The following is a 21,223-nucleotide window of genomic DNA, read 5'->3' as shown; positions in this document are numbered from 1 at the left end:
GTCAGGCGCCCGCGACCACCGCCGCCGCCGCCTCGACCCCGCCGGGGCCATGCGGGATGCCAAGTGCGCGCATCCCGGCCTCCATCGTGGCCAGCACGCCAAGGGTCATGTGGGCGTTGACATGGCCCATATGCGCCACCCGCAGGTAATCCTGATAGGCCGGGTCGGTGGGCAGCGCCATGCCTAGGCCGATCCCAAGGGTGACGCCCGCCTCCGTCTCCAACCATTTGCGCAAGCGCCCGGCCCCGCCGCCGCCGATGCGGGCCGCGGTGACAGAATGGCCGCGCCGCGCCGGGTCGGCGATGTTCAGCGCGATGTCGCCGCCCTTGCCCCAGGCGTCGAACGCCGCCCAGACCGCGCGGGCCAGCACCTCGTGCCGGGCCCAGACATGGGGCAGGCCTTCCTCGTCAAGGATCATCGTCAGCGATTCCCGCAGCCCGAACAGGTGATGCGTCGGCGCGGTGCCGCAGAAGAACTGGTAGTATTCGGCGCCCACCGCGCGCGGTTTCCAGTCCCAATAGGGGGTCACCAGATCCGAGCGCTCCGACGCCGCCAGCGCCTTGTCCGAGAACCACACGAAGCCAAGGCCGGGCGGCACCATCAGCCCCTTCTGGCTGGCCGCGACCATCACATCGACGCCCCAGGCATCCATGTGGAACTCGTCGCAACCCAAGGAGGCGATGCAATCCACCGCCAGCAGCGCCGGATGGCCCACGCTGTCCATCGCGGCGCGGATCGCCGGAATGTCATTGCACACGCTGGTGGCGGTATCGACATGGGTGACCAGCACCGCGCGGATGGCATGGCCAGTGTCCGCCGCCAGCGCCTCGGCGATGCGGGCCGGATCGGCGGGCGAGGCGCGGCCGAAGTCGATCACCTCGACATCGACGCCCACGCGGCGCGCGGAGTCGGCCCAGCCGATGCCGAAACGCCCGGTGGCGGCGACCAGCGCCTTGTCCCCGCGCGAGAACATGTTGGCATTCGCCGCCTCCCAGGCGCCATGGCCATTGGCGATGTAGATCGCCACATGGGCCGCGGTATCCGCGACACGCCTCAGGTCGGGGTAGATGCCCCGCGTCATCTCGACCAGCGCGCCCTCGTAGATATTGGGCGCGGCGCGGTGCATGGCGTTCAGCACCCGGTCAGGCATCGTGGAAGGGCCGGGAATGGCAAGATAGGGGCGACCCTGCGCGAGGCTCATGGGAACAGGCTCCGGGGAATGGAAGACCCGCCATGGGTAGGGCGGCGTGCGGGCGGCGTCAATCGGGGGGTGGTGTGCAATCGGGGCATTGTGCGGGGTAACTTTCAAACCCAGTGGGGACCTTGAGAGCCACACCTTCTTGCCCGGAACAAGGCGCCTTGCCGCCGCCGGGCAGCGCCCACCCGGCGGACAGGCGCTGCCCTCTGTCGGTATTCACAACGGTGGCCGCCCTGCCGGGGGGCGCGCCCATCAGCAAGCCTCGCCCCCCTCGCTTGCCTCGCCGCGGCTTTCGGGCTAGACCCGCGCGGACCAAAGGACCGGGCCTGCCGGCCCACCTGCCCGATCCGGAGACCTGATGTTCAGGCGGCTGAAGACCCTGCACAAGCGCCTCGAGGCCCGGCTGAGCGATCCGGCCGGCCCCGGCCTTGACGCGCCAGAGGGCCGCCGCCGGCACCTCTTGCATTTCCAGCTGTTCGACCATGCCTTCCTGCGCGTGCTGTGGACCAATGCCGCCAAGGTCGCCGACGGCGTCTACCGCTCCAACCAGCCCTCGCCTGCGCGGATGAAGCGCCTCAAGGCCCGCGGCATCCACACTGTGCTGAGCCTGCGCGGCGACAACCCGCTCAGCTTCAACCTCTTGGAACGCGAGGCGGCAACCCGCGAGGGCATCACCCTCGTCAGCATCCGCCTCTATGCCAAGCGCCTGCCCAGCGCCGAAACGCTGATCGAGCTGGAGCGGCTGTTCCGCACCTTGGGCAAGCCCTTCCTGCTGCACTGCAAATCCGGCTCCGACCGCGCCGGTTTCGCCTCGGCGCTCTACCTGATGATGATCGAGAACCGCCCGGTGGCCGAGGCGGCCCGGCAGCTCGACTGGCGGTTCCTGCACCTCAAGACCACGCCCACCGGGGTGCTGGACCATTTCTTCCGCGTCTATGACGCGGCGCACAAACAGACCGGCATCAGCCTGATGGACTGGGTGCGCACGGAATATGACCCCAAGGCCGTCACCCGCTCCTTCAAGGCCTGGCTCGCCGCGCGCAAGGGCATCCCTGCCCCCGGCGTGGCCGCGGCGGCCGAGGCGGTGCTGGCCAGCGCCCCCGATGCCCCGGCCAACACCCGCCCCGACCTTGCCGGCCCCGACGTGAAGGTCGAGGCGGACCCCGAGGCCGAGGACAGGCCCGAGGACCGTCCATGACCAGCCTGCAACTGATCCGCTGGCTCTGGCGCGATTACCTGCGCCCGTGGCGCTGGTGGTTCGCGCTGGCCATGCTGCTGATGTCGGTCGAGGGCGCGACCGTGGGGGCGCTGTCCTTCCTGGTGAAGCCGATGTTCGACCAGGTCTTCGTCGGCGGCTCGTCCGAGGCGGTGGTCTGGGTCGCGCTGGCGGTCGGAGGCGTCTTCGTGCTGCGGGCGCTGACCGGCTTCGCGCACAAGGTCATCATGGCCCGGCTGGGCGAGCGCATGGTGCAGGCGATGCAGGGCGATGTGCTGCGGCACCTGCTGACGCTCGACCAGTCCTTCTACACCATCCACCCGCCCGGCAGCCTGATCGAGCGCACCCGCGGCGACAGCGGCGCCATCCGCAACCTTGCCAGCCAGGTCATCGCGGCGCTGGGGCGCGACCTGTCGGCGCTGATCTCGGTGCTGGCGGTGGTGCTGTGGATCGACCCGATGTGGACGCTGGTGGCCGTGGCCGGGGTGCCTTTGCTGCTGCTGCCGATCATCGCGCTGCAAAAGCTGGTGCGCCGCACCAGCCGCAAGGCCCGCGCCGCCGCGGCCGACAACGCCACCCGGCTCGACGAGATCTATCACGGCGTCGCCACCATCCAGATCAACGGCATCGAGGCGCGCGAAGCGGACCGCTACACGGCAGCCCAGCGGCGCTACATCAAGCAGCAGGTGCGGGCCGAAACCGGATCTGCCGCGATCCCGGCGCTGATCGACCTTGTGGCGGCGATCGGGCTGGCGGGCGTGCTCACCTATGGCGGCTATGAGATCATCGGCGGCGAAAAGACCGTGGGCGAGTTCATGACCTTCTTCATCGCCATGGCCGCGGTCTTCGACCCGCTGCGCCGCCTCGGCGCCATCTCGGGCGCCTGGCAAAGCACGCGCGCCTCGCTCGACCGGGTGGTGCAGCTGCTGCAGATCGCCCCCCGCGTCACCTCACCCGCCAAACCCCTGCCCACGCCGACCGAGCGCGGGGCGATGCGGCTGGAATTCGAAAGCGTCAGCTTCGGCTATGGCACCTCGCCGGTGCTGGCCAACCTTGGCTTCACCGCCGAGCCCGGGCAGACCACCGCCATCGTCGGCCCCTCGGGCGCGGGCAAGACCACGCTCTTCAAGCTGCTGACCCGGATGATCGACCCCGATACCGGCCGCGTCACCGTGGCGGGGCAGGACCTGCGCGATCTTGATCTGGCCCAATTGCGCGGGCTCTATTCCGTCGTGGCGCAGGACACTGCCCTGTTCGATGAGACCATCCGCGACAACATCCTGCTGGGCCGCAAAGACGTGACCGAGGCGCAGCTGGCCGCCGCGCTCGACTCCGCCCATCTGACCGAATTCGTGGCCGGGCTTCCCGCCGGGCTCGATACGCCCGCCGGTCCCCGCGGCTCGGCCCTGTCGGGCGGCCAGCGCCAGCGCGTCGCCATCGCCCGCGCCCTGCTGCGCGATGCGCCGATCCTGCTGCTGGACGAGGCGACAAGCGCGCTCGATGCCAAATCGGAACGCATGGTGCAGGATGCGCTGGAACGGCTCGCCCAGGGCCGCACCACGCTGGTCATCGCGCACCGTCTGGCAACGGTGCGCAATGCCGACAAGATCGTGGTGATGCAGGCCGGCCATGTCGTGGAACAGGGCCGGCATGACGAGCTGGTGGCGCAGAACGGCGTCTATGCCAGCCTCAGCCGGTTGCAGTTCGGCGCGTAACGGTCAGGGCGCCGGCCGCTTCATCCGCAGCATCAGCCCGTCCTTCAGCACGAACTGGTGGAACAGCGCCCCGGCCACATGCAGCGCCACCAGCACCAGCAGCAGCGTCTTCATCACCTCATGCGCGTCTCCGGCGGCCTCCACGCCGCCGAACCACGCTGCCGCCCCCGACAGCGGCAACCCCAGCAGCAGCGCATAGAGCCCGCCATGCGTCACCTTGGCGGCAAATTTCAGGGCGGGATGCTCGCCCTCGGGCAAGGGCGGTGCGGGACGGCGGCTGCGCAGCGCGATCCGCCACACCGCCAGCGCCGCGATCAGCAACCCACCGGCGACATGCAGCGGCACAAGCGGGTCGAAGGCAAACTCCTGCCCCTGCCGCAGCGCGCGCCAGGCGGCCGAGATTCCGTCATGCAGCACGAATTGCGGGACGATCAGCAGTGCAACGATCCAGTGCAGGCGGATCTGGGGTTTCGAATATCCTGTCGGGTCCGTCATGGCTCTCTCCATCCTGGGGTGCCGGCCGTGCCCCCTCCGGGCCCGGGCCAAGCTCGGGGGCTGCGCGTCCCAAGCGTTGATCGCGGGCCGCCGCCCGCTCCGTCGCGGACAGAATGTCGCGGCACAGGGACTTCTGGACAGGGACTTCTGGCGGACCAGCCCCCGCGCGGCACGGGGCAGCCGGGCCCGGCTTGGCCCGGCAATACCTGAGGCATTCGCTATGCATATGGAATCCATACGGGTTCCACATGCATTCCATATCGCCGCGGACGGCTTGCTCAGGCGTCCTGAAGCAGCTGCTTGGCCACGAACCACGACACCGGCAGCGCCACGACGGCACCCGCGACCGCGGCCACGATGATCGAGATGGCATCGACCCGGCCCACGGTCAGCGCGGCAACGATGGCCGTGCCGGACAGCGTGGTCGCGGCCAGCGTGTAGATGATAAGAAAGAGACGGACCATGGGTTTGCTCCCGCAATGTCTCGCGTTTCCGTGATGATTGGTAGGGGCGCGGCGCAGCCTTTGCCTTGATCTGGATCACGCCGCTGCCCGTGGCCTCACTGAAAATCCCGGCTGGGAACAGCGTCCTCGTCCGCGCGCGCCGGTGCCGGACTGTCGATGATCACCGGCCGCCCCAGCGTCGCCAGCAGCGCAAAGGTGAAAACACCGAACGGTGGCATTTCAACCGGGCCGAAATTCAGATTGGCCAGGCAAAGCCGGTGGCATGGCTTTCGGCGGCGAAATCAGCGTCCCAACCGCCCTCCGGCACGCAGCCGACAAAGCGGTCGCGGAAGCCGCCGAGGGTGCCCATGCGCTTCAAGGTGGCGAGGCTCCGCCGCAGCCGGCCTGCCTCGGACGGCGCAAACCCCGCCACCACAACGGAAATCCGCATCGCCTGCGCCTGCAGCCGCGGCAGGCCATAGGCACGCCCCAGCCGCCCGCGGCACCCCGGCCTTGGCAGGAGGGCGCGATGCGTCTAACACTTCGCCAGCAATCCCCGGAGCCTTGCCAGATGAGAAAGCAGACCATGAACCGTGACTGGATCGCCACCGCCCGGACCCTGTCCGAGGCGCTTCCCTATCTGCAGCGCTATGCGGGTTCGATTGTCGTCGTGAAGTTCGGCGGCAATGCGATGGGCGACGAGGAGGCGATGGCCGATTTCGCCCGCGACGTGGTGCTGATGCGGCAGGTGGGGGTGAACCCGGTCGTGGTGCATGGCGGCGGGCCGATGATCAATGACCTGCTGGGCAAGCTGGGGATCGAATCGAAGTTCCTGCGCGGCAAGCGGGTGACCGACAAGGCCACGGTCGAGGTGGTCGAGATGGTGCTGACCGGCCTTGTGAACAAGCGCATCGTGCAGGCGATCATGGATGAGGGCGGCCGCGCGGTGGGCCTGTCGGGCAAGGACGATGACATGATGGTCTGCGTCGCCGATGACCCGGACCTGGGCTTCGTCGGCAAGCCGGTGGAGATGAACGTGCAGGTGCTGCGCGATCTGTTTGCCGCCGGCATCATCCCGGTGGTGGCGCCGGTGGCGACGGGGATGGGCCCGAACGAGACCTTCAACGTCAATGGCGATACCGCGGCGGGGGCGATTGCCGGCGCGCTGCAGGCCGACCGGCTGCTGCTGCTGACCGATGTCTCGGGGGTGAAGAATGCCGCGGGCGAGATCGTCACGGCGATGACGCCGGGCGAGGTGGAAGAGATGATCGAGAGCGGCGTGATCGCGGGCGGCATGATTCCCAAGGCCGAAACCGCGCTGAAGGCGCTGGAGGAAGGCGTGCGGGCGGTGGTCATCCTCGATGGCCGGGTGCCCAATGCCTGTCTGCTGGAGCTGTTCACCGAACATGGCGCGGGCAGCCTGATCCGCTCGACCGAGCCGCGGGTGAAGCCGCGGGTGAAGTGACCCTTGCCTCGATAGAGGCGCAGGCGGCGGGCCATGCGCTGGCGGTGTCGGGGGCGTTTCACCCCGGGCCCGGGGATGGGCTGCCCGAGGGAACCGGCACCTTGCTGCTGCTGTCCCCCGCCGAGCCGGGCTTCTGGGCGCATCTGACGGCACAGCCGGAATGGCGGGACGGGCGGGCCGACCCCATCGACCGCTGGTCGCGGCGGGTGATCGGCAAGATCGCCTGCGCCCTTGGCGGCAAGGCCTATTTCCCCTTCGGTGGGCCGCCCTGGCGGCCGTTCCAGTCCTGGGCGCTGCGGTCGGGACGGGCCTGGGCCTCGCCCGTGCAATTTCTGGTGCATGAGGAGATGGGGCTCTTCGCCTCCTACCGCGGCGCGCTGGCGCTGCGCGAGCGGCTGGCGCTGTCTGCCCCCCCGGCCAAGGCCCCCTGCGCGCACTGCGCCCGCCCCTGCCTTGGCGCCTGCCCTGCCGGGGCGCTGCCAGATAATCTGACCGGCGCGGGCTATGACGTGCCCGCCTGCCATGCCTTCCTGTCGGGGCCGCATGGGGCAGATTGCCTCGATTGCGGCTGCGCGGTGCGCCGGGCTTGCCCCGTGAGTGCCGCTCATGCAAGGCTGCAGGTCCAATCGGCCTATCACATGAGGCTTTTTCACCGATGACACCTGCTGGACACCGCCGCCTGATCCTGATCCGCCATGCCAAGTCCTCCTGGGACGATGCCGAGATGCCGGACCATGACCGCCCGCTGAACCCGCGCGGCAAGCGCGCCTCGGCGGAACTGGGCCAATGGCTCTCTTCCCGCGACTACCTGCCGGATCAGGTGCTGTGCTCGACCGCGGCCCGCACGCGCGAGACCTTTGACGCGCTGGGGCTGGAGGGCGCGCCAGAGCCGGAGATGGTCAAGGCGCTGTATCATGCAGAGCCGGGGACCATGCTGGCGGCGCTGAAGGCGGCCAGCGGACAGGTGGTGATGATGCTGGGCCACAATCCCGGCATCGCCGGTTTTGCCGCGCTGCTGCCGGCCGAGCCGCCGCACCATGCCGATTTCGCCCGCTACCCGACCGCCGCCACGCTGGTGGTGGATTTCGAGATCGACAGCTGGGCCGAGATCGAACCGCACCGCGGCTCGGCGCTGGACTTCTTCGTCCCCTCCGGGCGCGACTGAACGGAAAAGGGGCGCGCCTGCCGGCCCGCCCCTTCTTGCTGGTAAAATATCCCGGGGGGTCCGGGGGGCTGGCCCCCCGGCTTTGGCTCGGTCCGGGGGGCTGGCCCCCCCGCTTCCCCCGATCAGTGCCCGAGGATCTGGCTGAGGAACAGCTTGGTGCGCTCGCTCTTGGGGTTGTTGAAGAACTCGTAGGGCTCGTTCTGCTCCACGATCTGGCCCTGGTCCATGAAGATCACCCGGTTCGCCACTGCCTGGGCGAAGCCCATCTCATGGGTCACGCAGATCATCGTCATGCCTTCTTCGGCAAGGCCGATCATGGTGTCGAGCACTTCCTTGATCATCTCGGGGTCGAGCGCCGAGGTCGGCTCGTCGAACAGCATGATCCGCGGCTTCATGCACAGGCTGCGGGCGATGGCGACGCGCTGTTGCTGGCCGCCCGACAGTTGCCCCGGATATTTCAGCGCCTGTTCCGGGATCTTCACCTTTTCCAGGAAATACATCGCCGTTTCCTCGGCTTCCTTCTTCGGGACCTTGCGGACCCAGATCGGCGCGAGGGTGAGGTTCTCGAGGATGGTCAGGTGCGGGAACAGGTTGAAGTGCTGGAACACCATCCCAACCTCGGAGCGCACCTTGTCGATGTTCTTGAGGTCGCTGGTCAGTTCGGTGCCATCGACGATGATCCGCCCCGACTGGTGTTCCTCCAGCCGGTTGATGCAGCGGATCAGCGTGGATTTGCCCGAGCCCGAGGGGCCGCAGACCACGATACGCTCGCCGCGCATCACGGTCAGGTTGATGTCCCGCAGCACGTGGAAGCTGCCGAACCATTTGTTCATGCTGGTGATCTGGATGGCGATCTCGTCCGAAACCTGCATATGGCTGCGGTCAATTTCACGCGCGATTTGAGTGTCCGACATGGGGCGGCTCCTTAGCGATGGTCGCGTTGCAGTTTGCGCTCGAGATACATCGAGTAGCGCGACATGCCGAAGTTGAAGATGAAGAAGATGGCGCCGACAAAGATGAACGGCTCCCAGTAGACGCCCTTCCACTCGATGGCGGCGCGGACGGCGTCGGTGATGCCTTTCAGCGGGTCCAGAAGGCCGACGAAGATCACCAGCGTGGTGTCCTTGAACAGGCCGATGAAGGTGGACACGATGCCCGGGATCGAGATTTTCAGCGCCTGCGGCAGCACGATCAGCTGCATGGCCTTCCAGTAGTCGAGGCCCAGGCTGTCGGCAGCCTCGTACTGCCCGCGCGGCAGGGCGGCAAGGCCCCCGCGGATCACCTCGGCGATATAGGCCGCGGCGAAGAGGGTGACCATGATGATGACGCGCAGGATGATGTCGAAGTTGGTGCCCGGCGGCAGGAAGTAGTTCAGCAGAAGCGAGGCAGTGAACAGCAGGGTGATCAGCGGCACGCCGCGGATGAACTCGATGAAGCCGACCGACAGCGCCTTGACCAGCAGCATGTCGGACCGCCGGCCAAGCGCCAGCACGATCCCCAGCGGCAAGGACAGCACGATGGCCGCGATGCCGATGGTGAGCGACAGGACGAAGCCGCCGAACTTGTCCGACCGGACCTCTTCGACCCAGAGCGGGATCGCCCGGTCCAGCATCTCGGCGGCAGGGCCCGCAAGGAACAGCCACCACAGCAGCGGCAGCAGCAGCACCGCGACCGGCCCCAGCAGCGGCAGGCCGGTCCGCCGCGCCGCGACAAGGCCGAGCCAGCCAACGCCGAAACCGGCCATGACCGAGATCGGCACCCAGAGCGAGCCGCCCCAGAGCAGGATATAGGCAATGGCGGGATAGAACGCGCTGCCCCAGAGAAGCTTGCGCGGCATCTCGGTGAACAGGACCGGGGCCACGGCAGCGAAGAACAGCGCCAGCGCCAGCACCGGGCGCCAGTAGAGGTCCGACGGGTAGAAGCCGAACAGGAACTGGTTCCAGCGTTCGCGGATCACGGCCCAGCAGGCGCCATGCGCGCCCTCGCCCCAGGTTTCGGCGATGATCTGCCGGCATTCGGTGAGGGAGTTGGCGTTCCAGACGCCATGCAGGAACCAGGGCAGCGCAGCCTGCACCAGCCAGACCACCGCGGCGATGCCGAGAACCGTCAGGATGGTGTTGAGCACGCCCGAGAACAGGTTCTCGCGCAGCCATTTGATGACGCCGACCTCGGAGGCAGGGGGCGCCCCTTGCGGCAGCATCGTCTCGCGGACATAGGCGACGGTTTCGGAATGGGTGTCGCTCATCTCAACGCTCCTTCAGCTTGACGGAGTTGTTGTAGACGTTCATCGCCGCCGAGATCAGCAGGCTGATCGCGAGATAGATGAGCATCATCAGCAGAACGGCTTCCAACTCGCGCCCGGTCTGGTTAAGGGTGATGCCCCCCAGCGTGCCGCGCAGGTCCATGTAGCCGACCGCAATGGCGAGCGAGGAGTTCTTGGTGATGTTGAGATATTGCGAGATCAGCGGCGGCACGATCACCCGCAGCGCCTGCGGCAGGATCACGAGGCTCATGGTGCGGTTCGGGCGCAGGCCAAGCGCGAAGGCTGCCTCGGTCTGGCCATGCGACACGGCACTGATGCCGGCGCGAACGATTTCCGCGATGAAGGCCGCGGTGTAGAGCGTCAGCCCCAGCCACAGCGCCATCAGCGAGTTTGACACGTCGAGCCCGCCGGTGAAGTTGAAGCCGCGCAGAACCGGGCGTTCGGCGTGGAAGCCAAGCGCGACCAGCAGCACGACAAGCGGCACGATCAGGATGAGGATGCTCTTCCACCAGGTCACCGGCCGCACGCCCGTGGCGTTCTGCACGGCGGTGGCGTGGGCGAGCAGCTTGCGGTTCACCAGCACGCTGCCGGTGATGACCGCGATGATCGCCAGAAGGTCGAGGCTGATCAGGAACAGCCCGACATCGATATTGCCGAGCGAGCGGTAGAACAGCGGGTCGGGAATGGCGGTGTAGCGGTTGGTCAGCGCGACGCTGTCGAACAGGATCATCGAGGCGGTGGGGTTGTCGCCGCGGAAGGCGTTCGGGGCGGGCAACACCTCGGTGAAGATCGCGTAGGCGACCAGGATCCACAGCAGGATCGGGATGTTCCGGAACATCTCGACATAGACCGTGGTCAGCCGGCCGATGATCCAGTTCGGCGACAACCGCAGCACGCCGATGATGACACCCAGCACGGTGGCCGCCACGCAGGACATGAACGCCACAAGCAGGGTGTTCAGCAGCCCGATGAACATGGCGCGGCCATGCGTGCTGTCATTGGAGTATTCGACGAGCATCTGGTTGATGTCGTAGCCGGCGCGGTTCCACAGGAAGGCGAAGCTGAAATCCTTGCCCAGGGCCGCGAGGTTGCGCACGGTGTTGTCCACCAGCCAGGCTGCGCCGGCCATGAACAGCATCAGCACGACGATCTGAATGGTTATCGACCGATAGCGCGTATCGTAGATGAGCATACTGAGCCGAAAGCTAGCTTTCGGCGCATCCGAGACGGTTGCCATATGTATATTCCCCTGATCCCGGTCCCGCGCGGCCTTTGGCCTTTTTGTCGGGGCTGTCGCCCCAGCGGTCCGGTTTCCACCCCGATGTTGGAAGGGGGGCGCCAGATGGCGCCCCCCGGAAGCTTTCAGATCAACGGAACGGCGGCGAGTAGAGCAGGCCGCCTTGGGTCCATTGTGCGTTGAGGCCCCGGGCCAGGCCGATCGGGGTGGATTCGCCGATGGTGGCCGCGAAGATCTCGCCGTAGTTGCCGCCAGCGCCGATGATGGCCTTCTTGGCCCAGTCTTTTTCCAGACCGATCATCGCACCGAGGTTGTCTTCGCCCGAACCCAGCAGACGGTTGATCTCGGGGTTCTCGGTGCCTTTCGACAGCTCTTCGATGTTCGCCGAGGTCACGCCGTATTCTTCGGCGGCGATCAGCGCGTTCATCGCCCAGCGGGTGATGTCGGCCCATTGGTCATCGCCGTGACGGACCAGCGGACCCAGCGGCTCTTTCGAGACGATTTCCGGCAGGATCACATAGTCATCCGGGTTGGCGAAGGCGGCGCGGGTGGCCGCAAGGCCCGACGCGTCGGTGGTGTAGGCATCGCAGGCGCCGGCGAGGAATTGCTGTTCGCCTTCCGCGTTGGTCTCGATCGTGACCGGCGTGTAGGTCATGTTGTTGGTCTTGAAGAAGTCGGCGAGGTTGAGCTCGGTCGTGGTGCCGGTCTGGATGCAGACGGTGGCGCCATCAAGTTCCTTGGCCGAGCTGACACCCAGAGCCTTGTTCACCATGAAGCCCTGGCCGTCATAGTAGTTCACGCCGATGAAGGTGAACTTCAGGTCGGCATCGCGCGAGAAGGTCCAGGTCGTGTTGCGCGACAGGATATCGACTTCGCCCGAGGCCAGCGCGGTAAAGCGGGTCTGGCCGGTGGTCGGCACGTATTTGACCTTGCTGGCGTCGCCCAGAACGGCAGCCGCAACAGCCTTGCAGATCGCGACGTCGAAGCCCGACCAGTTGCCATTGGCATCCGGGGCCGCGAAGCCGACGAGGCCGGTGTTCACGCCGCAGTTCAGCTCGCCGCGGGCCTTGACGTCGTCCAGCGTGGCTGCGGAAACTAAGCCTGCGGCCAGACCGGCCGCTGCCAGCGTGCCGAGAAATACGGTATTCTTCATGCTTACCTCTTCCTGAGTTGCCACCCCATTCGGGGGGAAATTGCGCGCCCTGTAGCCGGGTGCGTTTGTTTGGGGAGTGGTCCCCAATGTGCGGAGTGTGGGGCAAATCGAATTAACCCGTCAAGGGCGCATCGGGGCTGCTGCACAGGGACGCGGCATCCGCCTGCGAATTGGGCAGGCCCTGCAAGGATGGGGGCGAAAGGTGGCGGCCTAGGAACCGGGCGCGCGGGCCAGATCGAGGAAGGCGCGGGCCTGCAGAAAATCATTTCGCTTCAAGGCCACAACCTCGGCGGCCTCTTCGTCCTGGCCCCACAGCTCTGCCTGAAACTCCTCATCGATTCGCGAGGTTCGCCACAGATCATCGGCCGGGGCGAGGTCTGCGGCAGCAGCGAGGCCGATCACCAGAGAGCCGGAAAGGGCCACCAGATCATGCAGGGCGACGAGTTCGAAATCGGAAAAGCTGTCCAGCTGCGCCTCAAGCCGGGCGAGGCTTGCGGGCGGCTGCGCGACATGGACGATGCCCGCGGTGACGCGCAGCGGGGCATTCAGCGCCTGGGCCGCCCAGTCCAGCAGCGGGTCCCAGGCCGCGGCCTGGCGCGCGATCAGCGGCGGGGGAGATTCGGCCCGGTAGCACAGCAGGTCAGACCCGCCATAGGCCGCGATCATCCCCAGCACGGTGCTGCGGTTGGGGGTGACGGTGTCGATGGCGGAATTCGCGGCACGGGTGACGGGCATGGTGCGCGGATCGACCAGCTTGGCCTGCGCGTCCCATTCGGCGGCGATGGCGGCGGCCAGCGCGGGCGTCGGCACCACCAGCGGTGCCTTGGCCGGGGTCTTGACCGGGCGGCCGTCAAGCTGGACCGCAAAGCCGCCGGGGACGGCGGTCACGCCAGCGGCGGTCCAGAAGCGCTTGGGGGCCCAGTCCGCCATTACGCCACCCTGTCCCACAGCGCATCCAGCGCCGGCATCAGATCGGCCGAGGAGGCGATCACGTCCCCCGCCCCGGCGGCCAGCAGCGCTTGGGCCGGGTGATAGCCCCAGGCGACACCAAGCGCGGCGATGCCGGCGGCGCGGGCCATGTCCATGTCGAAGGTGGTGTCGCCGATCATCACCGCATCCTGCGGCGCGATGCCGGTTTCCGCCAAAGCGGCCAGCAGCATCGAAGGGTGCGGCTTGGAGGGATGGTCATCGGCGACCTGCCTTGTGACGAACAGATCCTCGATCCCGTAGGCCTGCAGCAGATGCACGAGGCCGCGGCGCGACTTGCCGGTGGCGACCCCCAGCAGCAGATCGTCGCGCGCGGCAAGCGCCTTCAGCGCCTCGGCAATGCCGGGATAGAGCGGGGCGATGCCCGCGGCGCGCAGCCCGTTGAAGGTGGCCTTGTAGCCCGCGACAATGTCGCCGCGCTCGGCTTCGGGTAGGTCGGGGGCAAGGCGCGCCACCGCCTCGGGCAGCGACAGGCCGACGATGGACAGGACGGCGGCCAGCTCCGGCGCGACATGGCCCTGCAGCAGGAACGCCTCGGTCATTGAGGCGTGGATCTGGCGCTGGCTGTCGACCAGCGTGCCATCCACGTCAAAGATGACGAGGCGGGGGATCATGCCTCATCCTCGAAGGGATCGGCGGGCACATCGTTTTCGTGCCAGCCAAGGGTCTTCCAGGTCTTGTCCATATGCGGCGGCAGCGGGGCCACGATGGTGATGCGCTTCTTGGTGATCGGATGGTCAAAGCTGATCTGGCGGGCATGCAGGTGCAGCTTGCGGCTGATGTCGCCGCCCAGCTGCGCGCCCCAGCCATCGCCAAGGTTCTCCTGGCCCGAACCGCCATATTTGCCATCGCCGATGATCGGGTGGCCGATCTCGGCCATATGCGCGCGCAGCTGATGGGTGCGCCCGGTGATCGGCACCAGCCCGACCCAGGCGGCGCGGGTCGCCAGCGCCGAGAGCACGGCAAAGTCGGTGGTGGCGCGCTTGGCGCCTTCTGTCTGATCGACCTTCGAGGGGTGGACGGCGATCATCTTCTCGCCCTCGCCCATATGGCCGCGCCCGCCGGCCTTGACGAGGCCGAAGCGGATGGTGCCCTTGCGCGGGCTGGGAACGCCGGCGACGACGGCCCAATAGATCTTGCGGGTGGAGCGCAGGCGGAACGCCTCGGACAGCGCCCGGGCGATGCGGTCGGTGCGGGCGAGCAGCAGCACGCCCGAGGTGTCCTTGTCGAGCCGGTGGACCAGCTTGGGCCGGTCCTTGTAGCCGAACATCAGCGCCTCGGTCAGCCCGTCCACATGACGGTCGCCCTGGCCGGAGCCGCCCTGGCTGGGCAGGCCGGCGGGCTTGTTGAGGGCGATGATATGCTCGTCCTTCCACAGCACGCAGGACTGGATCATCTCGGCATCCGCCTCGATCAGCCCGGGGCCGCGCGGGCGCGGGGGGCGCGGCGCAGGTTCGGCCGGGGCATCGGGCAGCGGCGGGATGCGCACTTCCATGCCGGCCTCCAGCCGGGTGGAGGCCTTGACGCGGCCGCCATCGACGCGAAGCTGGCCGGTGCGGCACATCTTCTCGACGGCGCCCTGGGTGACCTGCGGGAATTTCTTCTTCAGCCAGCGGTCGAGGCGGGTCTCGCCTTCGTCCGCGCCGACGGCAATCGTCTGGACGCCGCTCATGCCAATACCCCGCGTGCGATGAAGAGACCGGCGACCAGCGCCGCGATGGACAGAAGGACCGAACCGCCGACATAGGCGGCGGCGAGTTCGGGCCGCCCGCCTTCCCAGAGGGTGACGGCATCGAGCGAGAAGGCCGAGAAGGTGGTGAAGCCGCCAAGGAGGCCGGTCATCAGGAAGGGCGCGTAGCGGTTGCCAAGGGCCTCGGCCAGCGCGATCACCAGCACGCCCATCAGGAACGAGCCGAGGACGTTGACGGTGAGGGTGGCCCAGGGGAAACCGGGGCCGGCCAGCCGGAGGACGCCGACATTGGTCAGATAGCGGGCCGAAGCACCGAGGGCGCCGCCAAGCGCCACCTGGAAAAGGGTCTGGATCATGGCGTCTCTGTCATGTGGAACGGTGGGAAAGTCAACCGGGCAAGGGCGGGGAGGGGGCGCCGGGCGTGAACGGAATGTCATGTGCCCTCCGCTGGCACCGTCAGAGGGCAGCGCCCGTCCGCCGGGTGGGCGAGCCACGTTGGTTCTAGGCGCTTTATGGTGCGGCATCTCCCCACCGCGGTTCTATGCGGTGAGGGTGAGGAGCGCCCGCCCGAGGGGGCGGACGGGCGCTGCCCGGCGGCGCCAAGGCGCCTTGATTCCGGGCAAAAGGGAGGTCAGCTCCCCCGCTTCTCCCGCAACTTCGTGAACCACTCCAGCCGCTTCTTCAGGTCACGCTCGAACCCGCGCTCCACCGGCTGGTACAGCACCGGGCGGCGCATGGTGTCGGGAAAGTAGTTCTGCCCTGAGAACCCATCCTCGGCGTCATGGTCATAGGCATACCCCTCGCCATAGCCCTGCCCCTTCATCAGCTTGGTCGGTGCGTTCAGGATATGCTTGGGCGGCGGCTCCGACCCGGTGCGCCGCGCCTCGGCCCTTGCCGCCTTGTAGGCGACGTAGCCGGCGTTCGATTTCGGCGCCAGCGCCAGATAGATCACCGCCTGCGCCAGCGCCAGCTCGCCCTCGGGGCTGCCGAGGCGCTCGAAGGTCTCCCAGGCGTGCAGGCAGACGGTCTGGCATTGCGGATCGGCGAGGCCGATATCCTCGACCGACATCCGCACCAGCCGGCGGGCAAGGAAGCGCGGATCCTCGCCCCCCTCCAGCATCCGGGCGAACCAGTAGAGCGCGGCATCGGGATCCGACCCCCGCACCGATTTGTGCAGGGCGGAGATGAGGTTGTAATGCTCATCCCCCGACTTGTCGTATTTCGCCGCGCGCCGCATCAGCCGTGCCGCCAGCGCCTCAGTGTCCAGCGGTGCGGGCAGCTTCCACGCCATCACCTGCTCGACAAGGTTCAGCAGCGCCCGGCCATCGCCGTCTGCCATCTCCAGCAGCGCCTCGCGGGCATGGGCGGTCAGCGGCAGCGGGCGGGCCAGCACCTGTTCGGCGCGCTGCGCAAGGCGTTCCAGATCGGCCAGCGACAGCCGTTCCAGCACGATCACCTGCGCGCGGCTGAGAAGCGCGGCGTTCAGCTCGAAGCTGGGATTCTCGGTGGTGGCGCCGACCAGAAGGATCGTGCCGTCTTCCATGTAGGGCAGGAAGCCGTCCTGCTGCGCCTTGTTGAAGCGGTGGATCTCATCCACGAACAGCAGGGTGCCGCGGCCTTGGGAGCGGCGCAGGCGGGCGGCCTCGAACACCTTCTTCAGGTCGGGCACGCCGGTGAAGATGGCGCTGATCTGGATGAAATGCAGGTCGGTGCGGTCGGCCAGCAGCCGGGCGATGGTGGTCTTGCCGACGCCAGGCGGGCCCCAGAGGATCAGGGATGACAGCGACCCCGCCGCCAGCATCGACCCCAACGGGCCATCGGGGCCAAGCACATGCGCCTGCCCGATCACCTCGGCAATCGTCGCCGGGCGGATACGGTCGGCCAGCGGCCGCGGGGTGGGCTTGCCGGAGGGGGCTGTGCCCGGGGTGTCGAAGAGATCGGCCATGCCCGCACCCTACGCCTGCGGTGGCGCGAGGGGAAGCAGTCGGGGTGGCGGGGCGGCCGGCTGCGCGCGATCTGCGCAGCCGGACCGGATCTATGGGCGTGCCCCCGCAGGGGCGCGCCGGGCGCTTAGTGCAGCGTTGCCGTGAAGTCCATCGACACGACCTGATTGTCGATATTGTCGATGTTCATCACCGGGCCCATCGCCGTCATGCTGACGCCGACGCGGCCTGCCCAACGCGGCCAGTTCGCGTTCAGCAGCGTCAGGCAATGCGTGGCCCCAAGCTTCCGCGCGGCAGAACCCAGTTCCGACACCAGCTTGGCATGGACCCGGCGGCGCAGCGGCGCCGGGACGCTGTGCGACACGAACAGGCGCGAGCTTTCCCAGATCGTCTCGCAGACCGGCGCCTCTTCGTAGAGGAGGTCGGCGGGGATGGTTTCCAAAAGGCCGCGCTGCGCGTCGCGGATCATGTAGGTGTAGATGCCGCAGCGCGTGGTGGTGGGGGTCAGGCGGTTGCCCGCCAGCACCCGGCCAAGTTCGTCATGCACGACGACCCAGCGGCTTGCCGGGGTGTCATACTGGTCATATTCCATGCCCAGTGCCTCGGGCAGGTCCCACTTGTTGTGGACGATGAACAGCTCGCGCCGGGCGCGAAGCATGTTGGCGAACAGCTCGCCGTGGTTGTGAAGGTTCTCGAACGAGAGGGTCGTGGTCTGCATTGTAGCCTCCTGCAGGGTTGGTAGTAAAAACCTTGCGGAGGGCAGATCCTCAGATCAGGCGATAGTCCTTGGCGCGCTGGATCGCCTCGGCCGTCGTTCGCGCCATCAGCCGTGTGCGGGCCGATGTGATCCGGGCCTTCAGGGCGCTCTCGGAAATCCCGAGCTTGGCAGCGGCCGCGGCATGACGGTCGCCCCCCGCAATACATCTGAGGGCCTCTATCTGGGCCTTCGTCAACTCGTCCGGCGGCTCGGTAAGATCGTGAAGCCCGCCGACGACAGCATGAATCATCTCGATCTCTTCATCCGTGAACTCGCGGTCGCCGCGTGCAAAGCTGGCAATGGTGCGCGACCGGATCGGCCCATGGGCCGAGGTCATGCCATAGAGGAGCCCGTATTCTGCCGCCTCCTTGAACAGGCCGAACGGATCCGGCAAGGCCAGATCACTCCAACGGACGGTGCCGGTCGTGCTGAATCCCCAGGCGACACAGGGGTCGCGCAGAACATAGCCGTTTTCGGTGTAGTGATCGAGCCAGGCCTGGTCGTAGGTCTGGAACATCATCAACGGTGAGGTGAACCGGATGTGCAGGCCAATGGAAAAGCCGTTGGGGACTACCGTCCCCAAATACTTGAGTTCTCGTTCGATTCTTGCCTGAATGGACATGTCTTTTTAGACAAGTTGCCCGGAACCCCGTCAACCGTAAATTGTGGAGCACAAGTTGCCCAGAAGTTATGGAATCACCCGTGCGTATGATTGACCCGAACCTGTTCACGAGGCTGATGCGCCTCCCCGACGCCGCCCGCGGCGATTTGCTGGAGTTTCTGGGGGCAACCCCCGTTGCCGACGCCCAGCTTGCCGAAATGATCGAGCGTGTTGCCACGCGGGTCGAGGGCGATCTGCGGCCGATGCGGGCCGAGCCGAACTGAGGCAGCGCCGCGCGAGGATGTCGTAGCGTCATCAATATCCCCCGAAAGCAAAAGACCCCGCCAACCGGCGGGGTCTTTGCTACTCGGTCAGCGCTCAGACGCTCAGGCGTTGGCGGCTTCTTCGGCTTCGACGCGGGCGCGGTCAGCGGCGCCCTTGGCCGAGGTGTCGCGTTCCACGAATTCGATGATCGCCATCGGGGCCATGTCGCCATAGCGGAAGCCCGCCTTGAGGACGCGGGTGTACCCACCGGCGCGGTCCTTGTAGCGGGCAGCCAGAATGTCGAACAGCTTGATGACGTCCTTGTCCTGCTTGAGCATGGACGCGGCCTGGCGACGGGCATGCAGGTCGCCGCGCTTCGCAAGCGTGATCATCTTCTCGATGATCGGGCGCAGTTCCTTGGCCTTGGGCAGGGTCGTCTTGATCTGCTCGTGCTCGATCAGCGAGCCGCACATGTTCGAGAACATCGCCTTGCGGTGTTCGTGGGTGCGGTTCAGTTTGCGGTAGCCACTGGCGTGACGCATGATGTGTCTCCTATCTTCTGTTTTGCTTTGTCCGGCACACCCTGCGTTCGGGCGGCTCACCTTGGGGCTTATCGCCCAGTCATTCCCCGGTATTCCGGGCATTTGTCTTTTGTGGGGGCCATCTAGCGACGGCCCCCGGAATTGTCCAGATCAGAACTGGTCTTCGAAGCGCTTGGCCAGGTCTTCGATGTTCTCCGGCGGCCAGTCTTCGACTTCCATGCCAAGGTGCAGACCCATCGAGGACAGGACTTCCTTGATCTCGTTCAGCGACTTGCGGCCGAAGTTCGGGGTGCGCAGCATCTCGGCTTCGGTCTTCTGGATCAGATCGCCGATATAGACGATGTTGTCGTTCTTCAGGCAGTTGGCCGAACGCACCGAAAGCTCCAGCTCGTCCACCTTCTTCAGCAGCAGCGGGTTGAACTCCAGCCCGTCTTCCACGTCATGGCGGGTGGCCGATTCCGGCTCGTCGAAGTTGACGAACACCGCCAGCTGGTCCTGCAGGATGCGGGCGGCATAGGCCACCGCATCTTCGGGGGTCAGCGAGCCGTCGGTTTCCAGCTTGATGGTCAGCTTGTCATAGTCCAGCACCTGGCCCTCGCGGGTGGGCTGCACTTCGTAGCTGACCTTCTTGACCGGTGAATAGATGGCGTCGATGGGGATCAGGCCGATGGGCGCATCTTCCGGACGGTTCTTGTCGGCCGCGACATAGCCCTTGCCGGTGTTGACCGTCAGTTCCATGAACAGGTCGGCGCCGTCGTCGAGGTGGCAGATGACGTGATCCTTGTTCAGGACCTCGATGCCATTCGATTCCGAGATGTCGCCGGCGGTGACGATGCCCGGGCCCTTGGCCGAGATCGACAGGCGCTTCGGCCCCTCGACGTCCATGCGCAGGGCGACGCCCTTGAGGTTCAGCACGATGTCGGTGACGTCTTCACGCACGCCGGCGACCGAGGAGAACTCGTGCAGCACGTTGTCGATCTGCACGCTGGTGATCGCCGCGCCTTGCAGCGAGGACAGCAGCACCCGGCGCAGCGCGTTGCCAAGCGTCAGGCCGAAGCCCCGCTCCAGCGGTTCGGCGATGACGGTGGCCTTGCGGGCCGGATCGTTGCCAGCCTTCACGTCCAGCTGTGCTGGCTTGATGAGCTCGGCCCAATTCTTGTGGATCATGCGTTCTGCCTCCATACTTGTTCCGGACCCATGTCCGCTTGCCCGGAACGCCCGAGGATAAAAACGAAAGCAACCCGGGCCGCGCTGGTTCGCGCGGCCCGGGCTTGCAACTGGTTGTCAGACCCGACGGCGTTTCGGCGGGCGGCAGCCATTGTGGGCAATCGGGGTCACGTCGCGGATCGAGGTGATGTTGAAGCCCACGGCGGCCAGCGCACGCAGCGCCGACTCGCGGCCCGAACCCGGGCCCTGGACTTCCACTTCGATCGTCTTCACGCCATGTTCCTGCGCCTTGCGGCCGGCATCCTCGGCAGCCATCTGGGCGGCATAGGGGGTCGATTTACGCGACCCCTTGAAGCCCATCGTGCCGGCGGAGGACCACGCGATCGCGTTGCCCTGCACGTCCGAGATCAGGATCTTGGTGTTGTTGAAGGACGAGTTCACATGCGCAACGCCGGCGGCGATGTTCTTGCGCTCTTTCCGCTTCATGCGGGTCTTGTCACGAGCCATATCTGAACCCTCCCCTTACTTCTTCTTGCCGGCGATGGCCTTTGCGGGGCCTTTGCGGGTGCGGGCATTGGTGTGGGTGCGCTGGCCGCGAACCGGCAGGTTCTTGCGGTGACGCAGGCCGCGGTAGCAGCCAAGGTCCATGAGACGCTTGATGTTCATCGTGGTCGCGCGACGCAGGTCGCCTTCCACGGTGACGTTCGCGTCGATATACTCACGGATCGCCAGCACTTCTGCGTCCGACAGCTCGTTCACGCGGCGGGCGCGGTCGATGCCGACGGCTTCGCAGATCGTCTCGGCAACATTGTTGCCGATACCGGTGATGTAGGTGAGCGCAATCGGGACGCGCTTGGAGGTGGGAATGTTTACGCCAGCAATACGTGCCACGCGTTTGTCCTTTCGTTGCGGTTCCGTAGCG

General features: G+C 66.9%; 25 protein-coding genes. 6 read left to right on the top strand and 19 right to left on the bottom strand.

Annotation, left to right across the window (positions count from 1 at the left end):
• Nucleotide 1 precedes the first annotated feature (1 nt).
• Nucleotides 2-1,201 (bottom strand): pyridoxal-phosphate-dependent aminotransferase family protein, encoded by a 1,200-nt coding sequence (locus tag GVY41_RS14230; protein WP_161347731.1) that lies wholly within the window; start codon nucleotides 1,199-1,201, stop codon nucleotides 2-4.
• A gap of 355 nt (nucleotides 1,202-1,556) precedes the next feature.
• On the opposite strand from GVY41_RS14230, the gene GVY41_RS14225 reads away from it, so the two are divergent.
• Both GVY41_RS14225 and GVY41_RS14220 read left to right on the top strand, forming a co-directional pair.
• A complete protein-coding gene (locus GVY41_RS14225) occupies nucleotides 1,557-2,396 on the top strand; it encodes a fused DSP-PTPase phosphatase/NAD kinase-like protein (RefSeq protein ID WP_161347732.1) in 840 nt (279 codons plus the stop codon).
• Nucleotides 2,393-4,129 carry an ABC transporter ATP-binding protein gene (locus GVY41_RS14220; protein WP_161347733.1) on the top strand — a complete coding sequence of 579 codons (1,737 nt, stop codon included), beginning with the start codon at nucleotides 2,393-2,395 and terminating at the stop codon, nucleotides 4,127-4,129. Before GVY41_RS14225 ends, GVY41_RS14220 begins: the two co-directional genes overlap by 4 nt.
• Nucleotides 4,130-4,132: 3 nt before the next feature.
• Here the strand turns inward: GVY41_RS14220 and GVY41_RS14215 are convergent, their stop codons facing one another.
• From GVY41_RS14215 to GVY41_RS14205, 3 genes are all read right to left on the bottom strand, one after another.
• Nucleotides 4,133-4,624: a cytochrome b gene (locus GVY41_RS14215; protein WP_161347734.1), complete on the bottom strand. Its 492-nt coding sequence runs from the start codon at nucleotides 4,622-4,624 to the stop codon at nucleotides 4,133-4,135.
• Between the two features lie 278 nt (nucleotides 4,625-4,902).
• Entirely contained in the window at nucleotides 4,903-5,088 is a 186-nt protein-coding gene (locus GVY41_RS14210; protein ID WP_161347735.1) for a hypothetical protein, read from the bottom strand.
• A 235-nt stretch (nucleotides 5,089-5,323) separates the two neighbouring features.
• Nucleotides 5,324-5,587 (bottom strand): hypothetical protein, encoded by a 264-nt coding sequence (locus GVY41_RS14205; RefSeq protein WP_161347786.1) that lies wholly within the window; start codon nucleotides 5,585-5,587, stop codon nucleotides 5,324-5,326.
• 66 nt (nucleotides 5,588-5,653) lie between these two features.
• Here GVY41_RS14205 and argB point away from each other — a divergent pair, with 66 nt between their 5' ends.
• From argB to GVY41_RS14190, 3 genes are read left to right on the top strand one after another with little or no spacing between them, the layout of a single operon-like run.
• The gene (gene argB, locus GVY41_RS14200; protein ID WP_161347787.1) at nucleotides 5,654-6,532 is read left to right on the top strand and encodes an acetylglutamate kinase; all 879 of its coding nucleotides are present in this window, start codon (nucleotides 5,654-5,656) and stop codon (nucleotides 6,530-6,532) included.
• Nucleotides 6,529-7,191: a ferredoxin gene (locus GVY41_RS14195; RefSeq protein WP_161347736.1), complete on the top strand. Its 663-nt coding sequence runs from the start codon at nucleotides 6,529-6,531 to the stop codon at nucleotides 7,189-7,191. Before argB ends, GVY41_RS14195 begins: the two co-directional genes overlap by 4 nt.
• On the top strand, nucleotides 7,188-7,697 hold the full coding sequence (locus GVY41_RS14190; RefSeq protein WP_161347737.1) for a SixA phosphatase family protein: 510 nt from the start codon (nucleotides 7,188-7,190) through the stop codon (nucleotides 7,695-7,697). The genes GVY41_RS14195 and GVY41_RS14190 overlap by 4 nt, the downstream gene beginning before the upstream one ends.
• A 122-nt stretch (nucleotides 7,698-7,819) precedes the next feature.
• Here GVY41_RS14190 and GVY41_RS14185 read toward each other — a convergent pair whose 3' ends face one another.
• The 11 genes from GVY41_RS14185 to GVY41_RS14135 all read right to left on the bottom strand — a co-directional run bounded on the left by GVY41_RS14185 (nucleotide 7,820) and on the right by GVY41_RS14135 (nucleotide 18,349).
• A complete protein-coding gene (locus GVY41_RS14185; protein WP_161347738.1) occupies nucleotides 7,820-8,611 on the bottom strand; it encodes an amino acid ABC transporter ATP-binding protein in 792 nt (263 codons plus the stop codon).
• Nucleotides 8,612-8,622: 11 nt separating this feature from the next.
• The gene (locus GVY41_RS14180; RefSeq protein WP_161347739.1) at nucleotides 8,623-9,942 is read right to left on the bottom strand and encodes an amino acid ABC transporter permease; all 1,320 of its coding nucleotides are present in this window, start codon (nucleotides 9,940-9,942) and stop codon (nucleotides 8,623-8,625) included.
• Nucleotide 9,943: 1 nt separating this feature from the next.
• On the bottom strand, nucleotides 9,944-11,197 hold the full coding sequence (locus tag GVY41_RS14175) for an amino acid ABC transporter permease (RefSeq protein WP_161347740.1): 1,254 nt from the start codon (nucleotides 11,195-11,197) through the stop codon (nucleotides 9,944-9,946).
• A 130-nt stretch (nucleotides 11,198-11,327) separates the two neighbouring features.
• Nucleotides 11,328-12,350, bottom strand: coding sequence for an amino acid ABC transporter substrate-binding protein (locus GVY41_RS14170; RefSeq protein WP_161347741.1), 1,023 nt, complete (start codon nucleotides 12,348-12,350; stop codon nucleotides 11,328-11,330).
• A 210-nt stretch (nucleotides 12,351-12,560) separates the two neighbouring features.
• Nucleotides 12,561-13,280: an ATP12 family chaperone protein gene (locus GVY41_RS14165; RefSeq protein ID WP_161347742.1), complete on the bottom strand. Its 720-nt coding sequence runs from the start codon at nucleotides 13,278-13,280 to the stop codon at nucleotides 12,561-12,563.
• A complete protein-coding gene (locus GVY41_RS14160; protein ID WP_161347743.1) occupies nucleotides 13,280-13,951 on the bottom strand; it encodes an HAD-IA family hydrolase in 672 nt (223 codons plus the stop codon). The genes GVY41_RS14165 and GVY41_RS14160 overlap by 1 nt, the downstream gene beginning before the upstream one ends.
• The gene (locus GVY41_RS14155) at nucleotides 13,948-15,009 is read right to left on the bottom strand and encodes an RluA family pseudouridine synthase (RefSeq protein ID WP_161347744.1); all 1,062 of its coding nucleotides are present in this window, start codon (nucleotides 15,007-15,009) and stop codon (nucleotides 13,948-13,950) included. The genes GVY41_RS14160 and GVY41_RS14155 overlap by 4 nt, the downstream gene beginning before the upstream one ends.
• Nucleotides 15,006-15,383, bottom strand: a complete 378-nt coding sequence (crcB, locus tag GVY41_RS14150; protein WP_161347745.1) for a fluoride efflux transporter CrcB — start codon at nucleotides 15,381-15,383, stop codon at nucleotides 15,006-15,008. Before crcB ends, GVY41_RS14155 begins: the two co-directional genes overlap by 4 nt.
• 275 nt (nucleotides 15,384-15,658) lie before the next feature.
• A complete protein-coding gene (locus GVY41_RS14145; RefSeq protein ID WP_161347746.1) occupies nucleotides 15,659-16,972 on the bottom strand; it encodes a replication-associated recombination protein A in 1,314 nt (437 codons plus the stop codon).
• Between the two features lie 125 nt (nucleotides 16,973-17,097).
• On the bottom strand, nucleotides 17,098-17,688 hold the full coding sequence (locus GVY41_RS14140) for an acyl-homoserine-lactone synthase (protein WP_161347747.1): 591 nt from the start codon (nucleotides 17,686-17,688) through the stop codon (nucleotides 17,098-17,100).
• A 49-nt stretch (nucleotides 17,689-17,737) separates the two neighbouring features.
• The gene (locus GVY41_RS14135; protein WP_161347748.1) at nucleotides 17,738-18,349 is read right to left on the bottom strand and encodes an autoinducer binding domain-containing protein; all 612 of its coding nucleotides are present in this window, start codon (nucleotides 18,347-18,349) and stop codon (nucleotides 17,738-17,740) included.
• A gap of 80 nt (nucleotides 18,350-18,429) precedes the next feature.
• Here GVY41_RS14135 and GVY41_RS14130 point away from each other — a divergent pair, with 80 nt between their 5' ends.
• The gene (locus GVY41_RS14130; RefSeq protein ID WP_161347749.1) at nucleotides 18,430-18,612 is read left to right on the top strand and encodes a hypothetical protein; all 183 of its coding nucleotides are present in this window, start codon (nucleotides 18,430-18,432) and stop codon (nucleotides 18,610-18,612) included.
• Nucleotides 18,613-18,714: 102 nt separating this feature from the next.
• Here GVY41_RS14130 and rplQ read toward each other — a convergent pair whose 3' ends face one another.
• The 4 genes from rplQ to rpsM all read right to left on the bottom strand — a co-directional run bounded on the left by rplQ (nucleotide 18,715) and on the right by rpsM (nucleotide 21,192).
• Entirely contained in the window at nucleotides 18,715-19,134 is a 420-nt protein-coding gene (gene rplQ, locus GVY41_RS14125; protein ID WP_161347750.1) for a 50S ribosomal protein L17, read from the bottom strand.
• A gap of 150 nt (nucleotides 19,135-19,284) precedes the next feature.
• On the bottom strand, nucleotides 19,285-20,301 hold the full coding sequence (locus tag GVY41_RS14120) for a DNA-directed RNA polymerase subunit alpha (protein WP_066818089.1): 1,017 nt from the start codon (nucleotides 20,299-20,301) through the stop codon (nucleotides 19,285-19,287).
• Nucleotides 20,302-20,418: 117 nt separating this feature from the next.
• A complete protein-coding gene (gene rpsK, locus GVY41_RS14115; protein ID WP_066809277.1) occupies nucleotides 20,419-20,808 on the bottom strand; it encodes a 30S ribosomal protein S11 in 390 nt (129 codons plus the stop codon).
• Between the two features lie 15 nt (nucleotides 20,809-20,823).
• Nucleotides 20,824-21,192, bottom strand: coding sequence for a 30S ribosomal protein S13 (gene rpsM / locus GVY41_RS14110; RefSeq protein ID WP_161347751.1), 369 nt, complete (start codon nucleotides 21,190-21,192; stop codon nucleotides 20,824-20,826).
• Nucleotides 21,193-21,223: the final 31 nt, after the last annotated feature.

The sequence above is a fragment of the Frigidibacter albus genome, assembly GCF_009908165.1.
GTDB classification, from domain to species: domain Bacteria; phylum Pseudomonadota; class Alphaproteobacteria; order Rhodobacterales; family Rhodobacteraceae; genus Frigidibacter; species Frigidibacter albus.
Note: the sequence above shows the minus strand (reverse complement) of the source record. Positions and strands in the feature narration are given on the sequence as shown.

Excerpts from the sequence above, each read along its gene's own strand:
- argB (WP_161347787.1), top strand. The coding sequence starts at position 5,654 with ATGAACCGTGACTGGATCGCCACCGCCCGGACCCTGTCCGAGGCGCTT.
- GVY41_RS14185 (WP_161347738.1), bottom strand. The coding sequence starts at position 8,611 with ATGTCGGACACTCAAATCGCGCGTGAAATTGACCGCAGCCATATGCAG.
- GVY41_RS14165 (WP_161347742.1), bottom strand. The coding sequence starts at position 13,280 with ATGGCGGACTGGGCCCCCAAGCGCTTCTGGACCGCCGCTGGCGTGACC.
- GVY41_RS14120 (WP_066818089.1), bottom strand. The coding sequence starts at position 20,301 with ATGATCCACAAGAATTGGGCCGAGCTCATCAAGCCAGCACAGCTGGAC.
- GVY41_RS14135 (WP_161347748.1), bottom strand. The coding sequence starts at position 18,349 with ATGTCCATTCAGGCAAGAATCGAACGAGAACTCAAGTATTTGGGGACG.
- crcB (WP_161347745.1), bottom strand. The coding sequence starts at position 15,383 with ATGATCCAGACCCTTTTCCAGGTGGCGCTTGGCGGCGCCCTCGGTGCT.
- GVY41_RS14170 (WP_161347741.1), bottom strand. The coding sequence starts at position 12,350 with ATGAAGAATACCGTATTTCTCGGCACGCTGGCAGCGGCCGGTCTGGCC.
- GVY41_RS14210 (WP_161347735.1), bottom strand. The coding sequence starts at position 5,088 with ATGGTCCGTCTCTTTCTTATCATCTACACGCTGGCCGCGACCACGCTG.
- GVY41_RS14215 (WP_161347734.1), bottom strand. The coding sequence starts at position 4,624 with ATGACGGACCCGACAGGATATTCGAAACCCCAGATCCGCCTGCACTGG.
- GVY41_RS14180 (WP_161347739.1), bottom strand. The coding sequence starts at position 9,942 with ATGAGCGACACCCATTCCGAAACCGTCGCCTATGTCCGCGAGACGATG.
- GVY41_RS14160 (WP_161347743.1), bottom strand. The coding sequence starts at position 13,951 with ATGATCCCCCGCCTCGTCATCTTTGACGTGGATGGCACGCTGGTCGAC.
- GVY41_RS14225 (WP_161347732.1), top strand. The coding sequence starts at position 1,557 with ATGTTCAGGCGGCTGAAGACCCTGCACAAGCGCCTCGAGGCCCGGCTG.
- rpsK (WP_066809277.1), bottom strand. The coding sequence starts at position 20,808 with ATGGCTCGTGACAAGACCCGCATGAAGCGGAAAGAGCGCAAGAACATC.
- GVY41_RS14155 (WP_161347744.1), bottom strand. The coding sequence starts at position 15,009 with ATGAGCGGCGTCCAGACGATTGCCGTCGGCGCGGACGAAGGCGAGACC.
- GVY41_RS14230 (WP_161347731.1), bottom strand. The coding sequence starts at position 1,201 with ATGAGCCTCGCGCAGGGTCGCCCCTATCTTGCCATTCCCGGCCCTTCC.
- GVY41_RS14220 (WP_161347733.1), top strand. The coding sequence starts at position 2,393 with ATGACCAGCCTGCAACTGATCCGCTGGCTCTGGCGCGATTACCTGCGC.
- GVY41_RS14140 (WP_161347747.1), bottom strand. The coding sequence starts at position 17,688 with ATGCAGACCACGACCCTCTCGTTCGAGAACCTTCACAACCACGGCGAG.
- rplQ (WP_161347750.1), bottom strand. The coding sequence starts at position 19,134 with ATGCGTCACGCCAGTGGCTACCGCAAACTGAACCGCACCCACGAACAC.
- GVY41_RS14190 (WP_161347737.1), top strand. The coding sequence starts at position 7,188 with ATGACACCTGCTGGACACCGCCGCCTGATCCTGATCCGCCATGCCAAG.
- GVY41_RS14175 (WP_161347740.1), bottom strand. The coding sequence starts at position 11,197 with ATGGCAACCGTCTCGGATGCGCCGAAAGCTAGCTTTCGGCTCAGTATG.
- GVY41_RS14145 (WP_161347746.1), bottom strand. The coding sequence starts at position 16,972 with ATGGCCGATCTCTTCGACACCCCGGGCACAGCCCCCTCCGGCAAGCCC.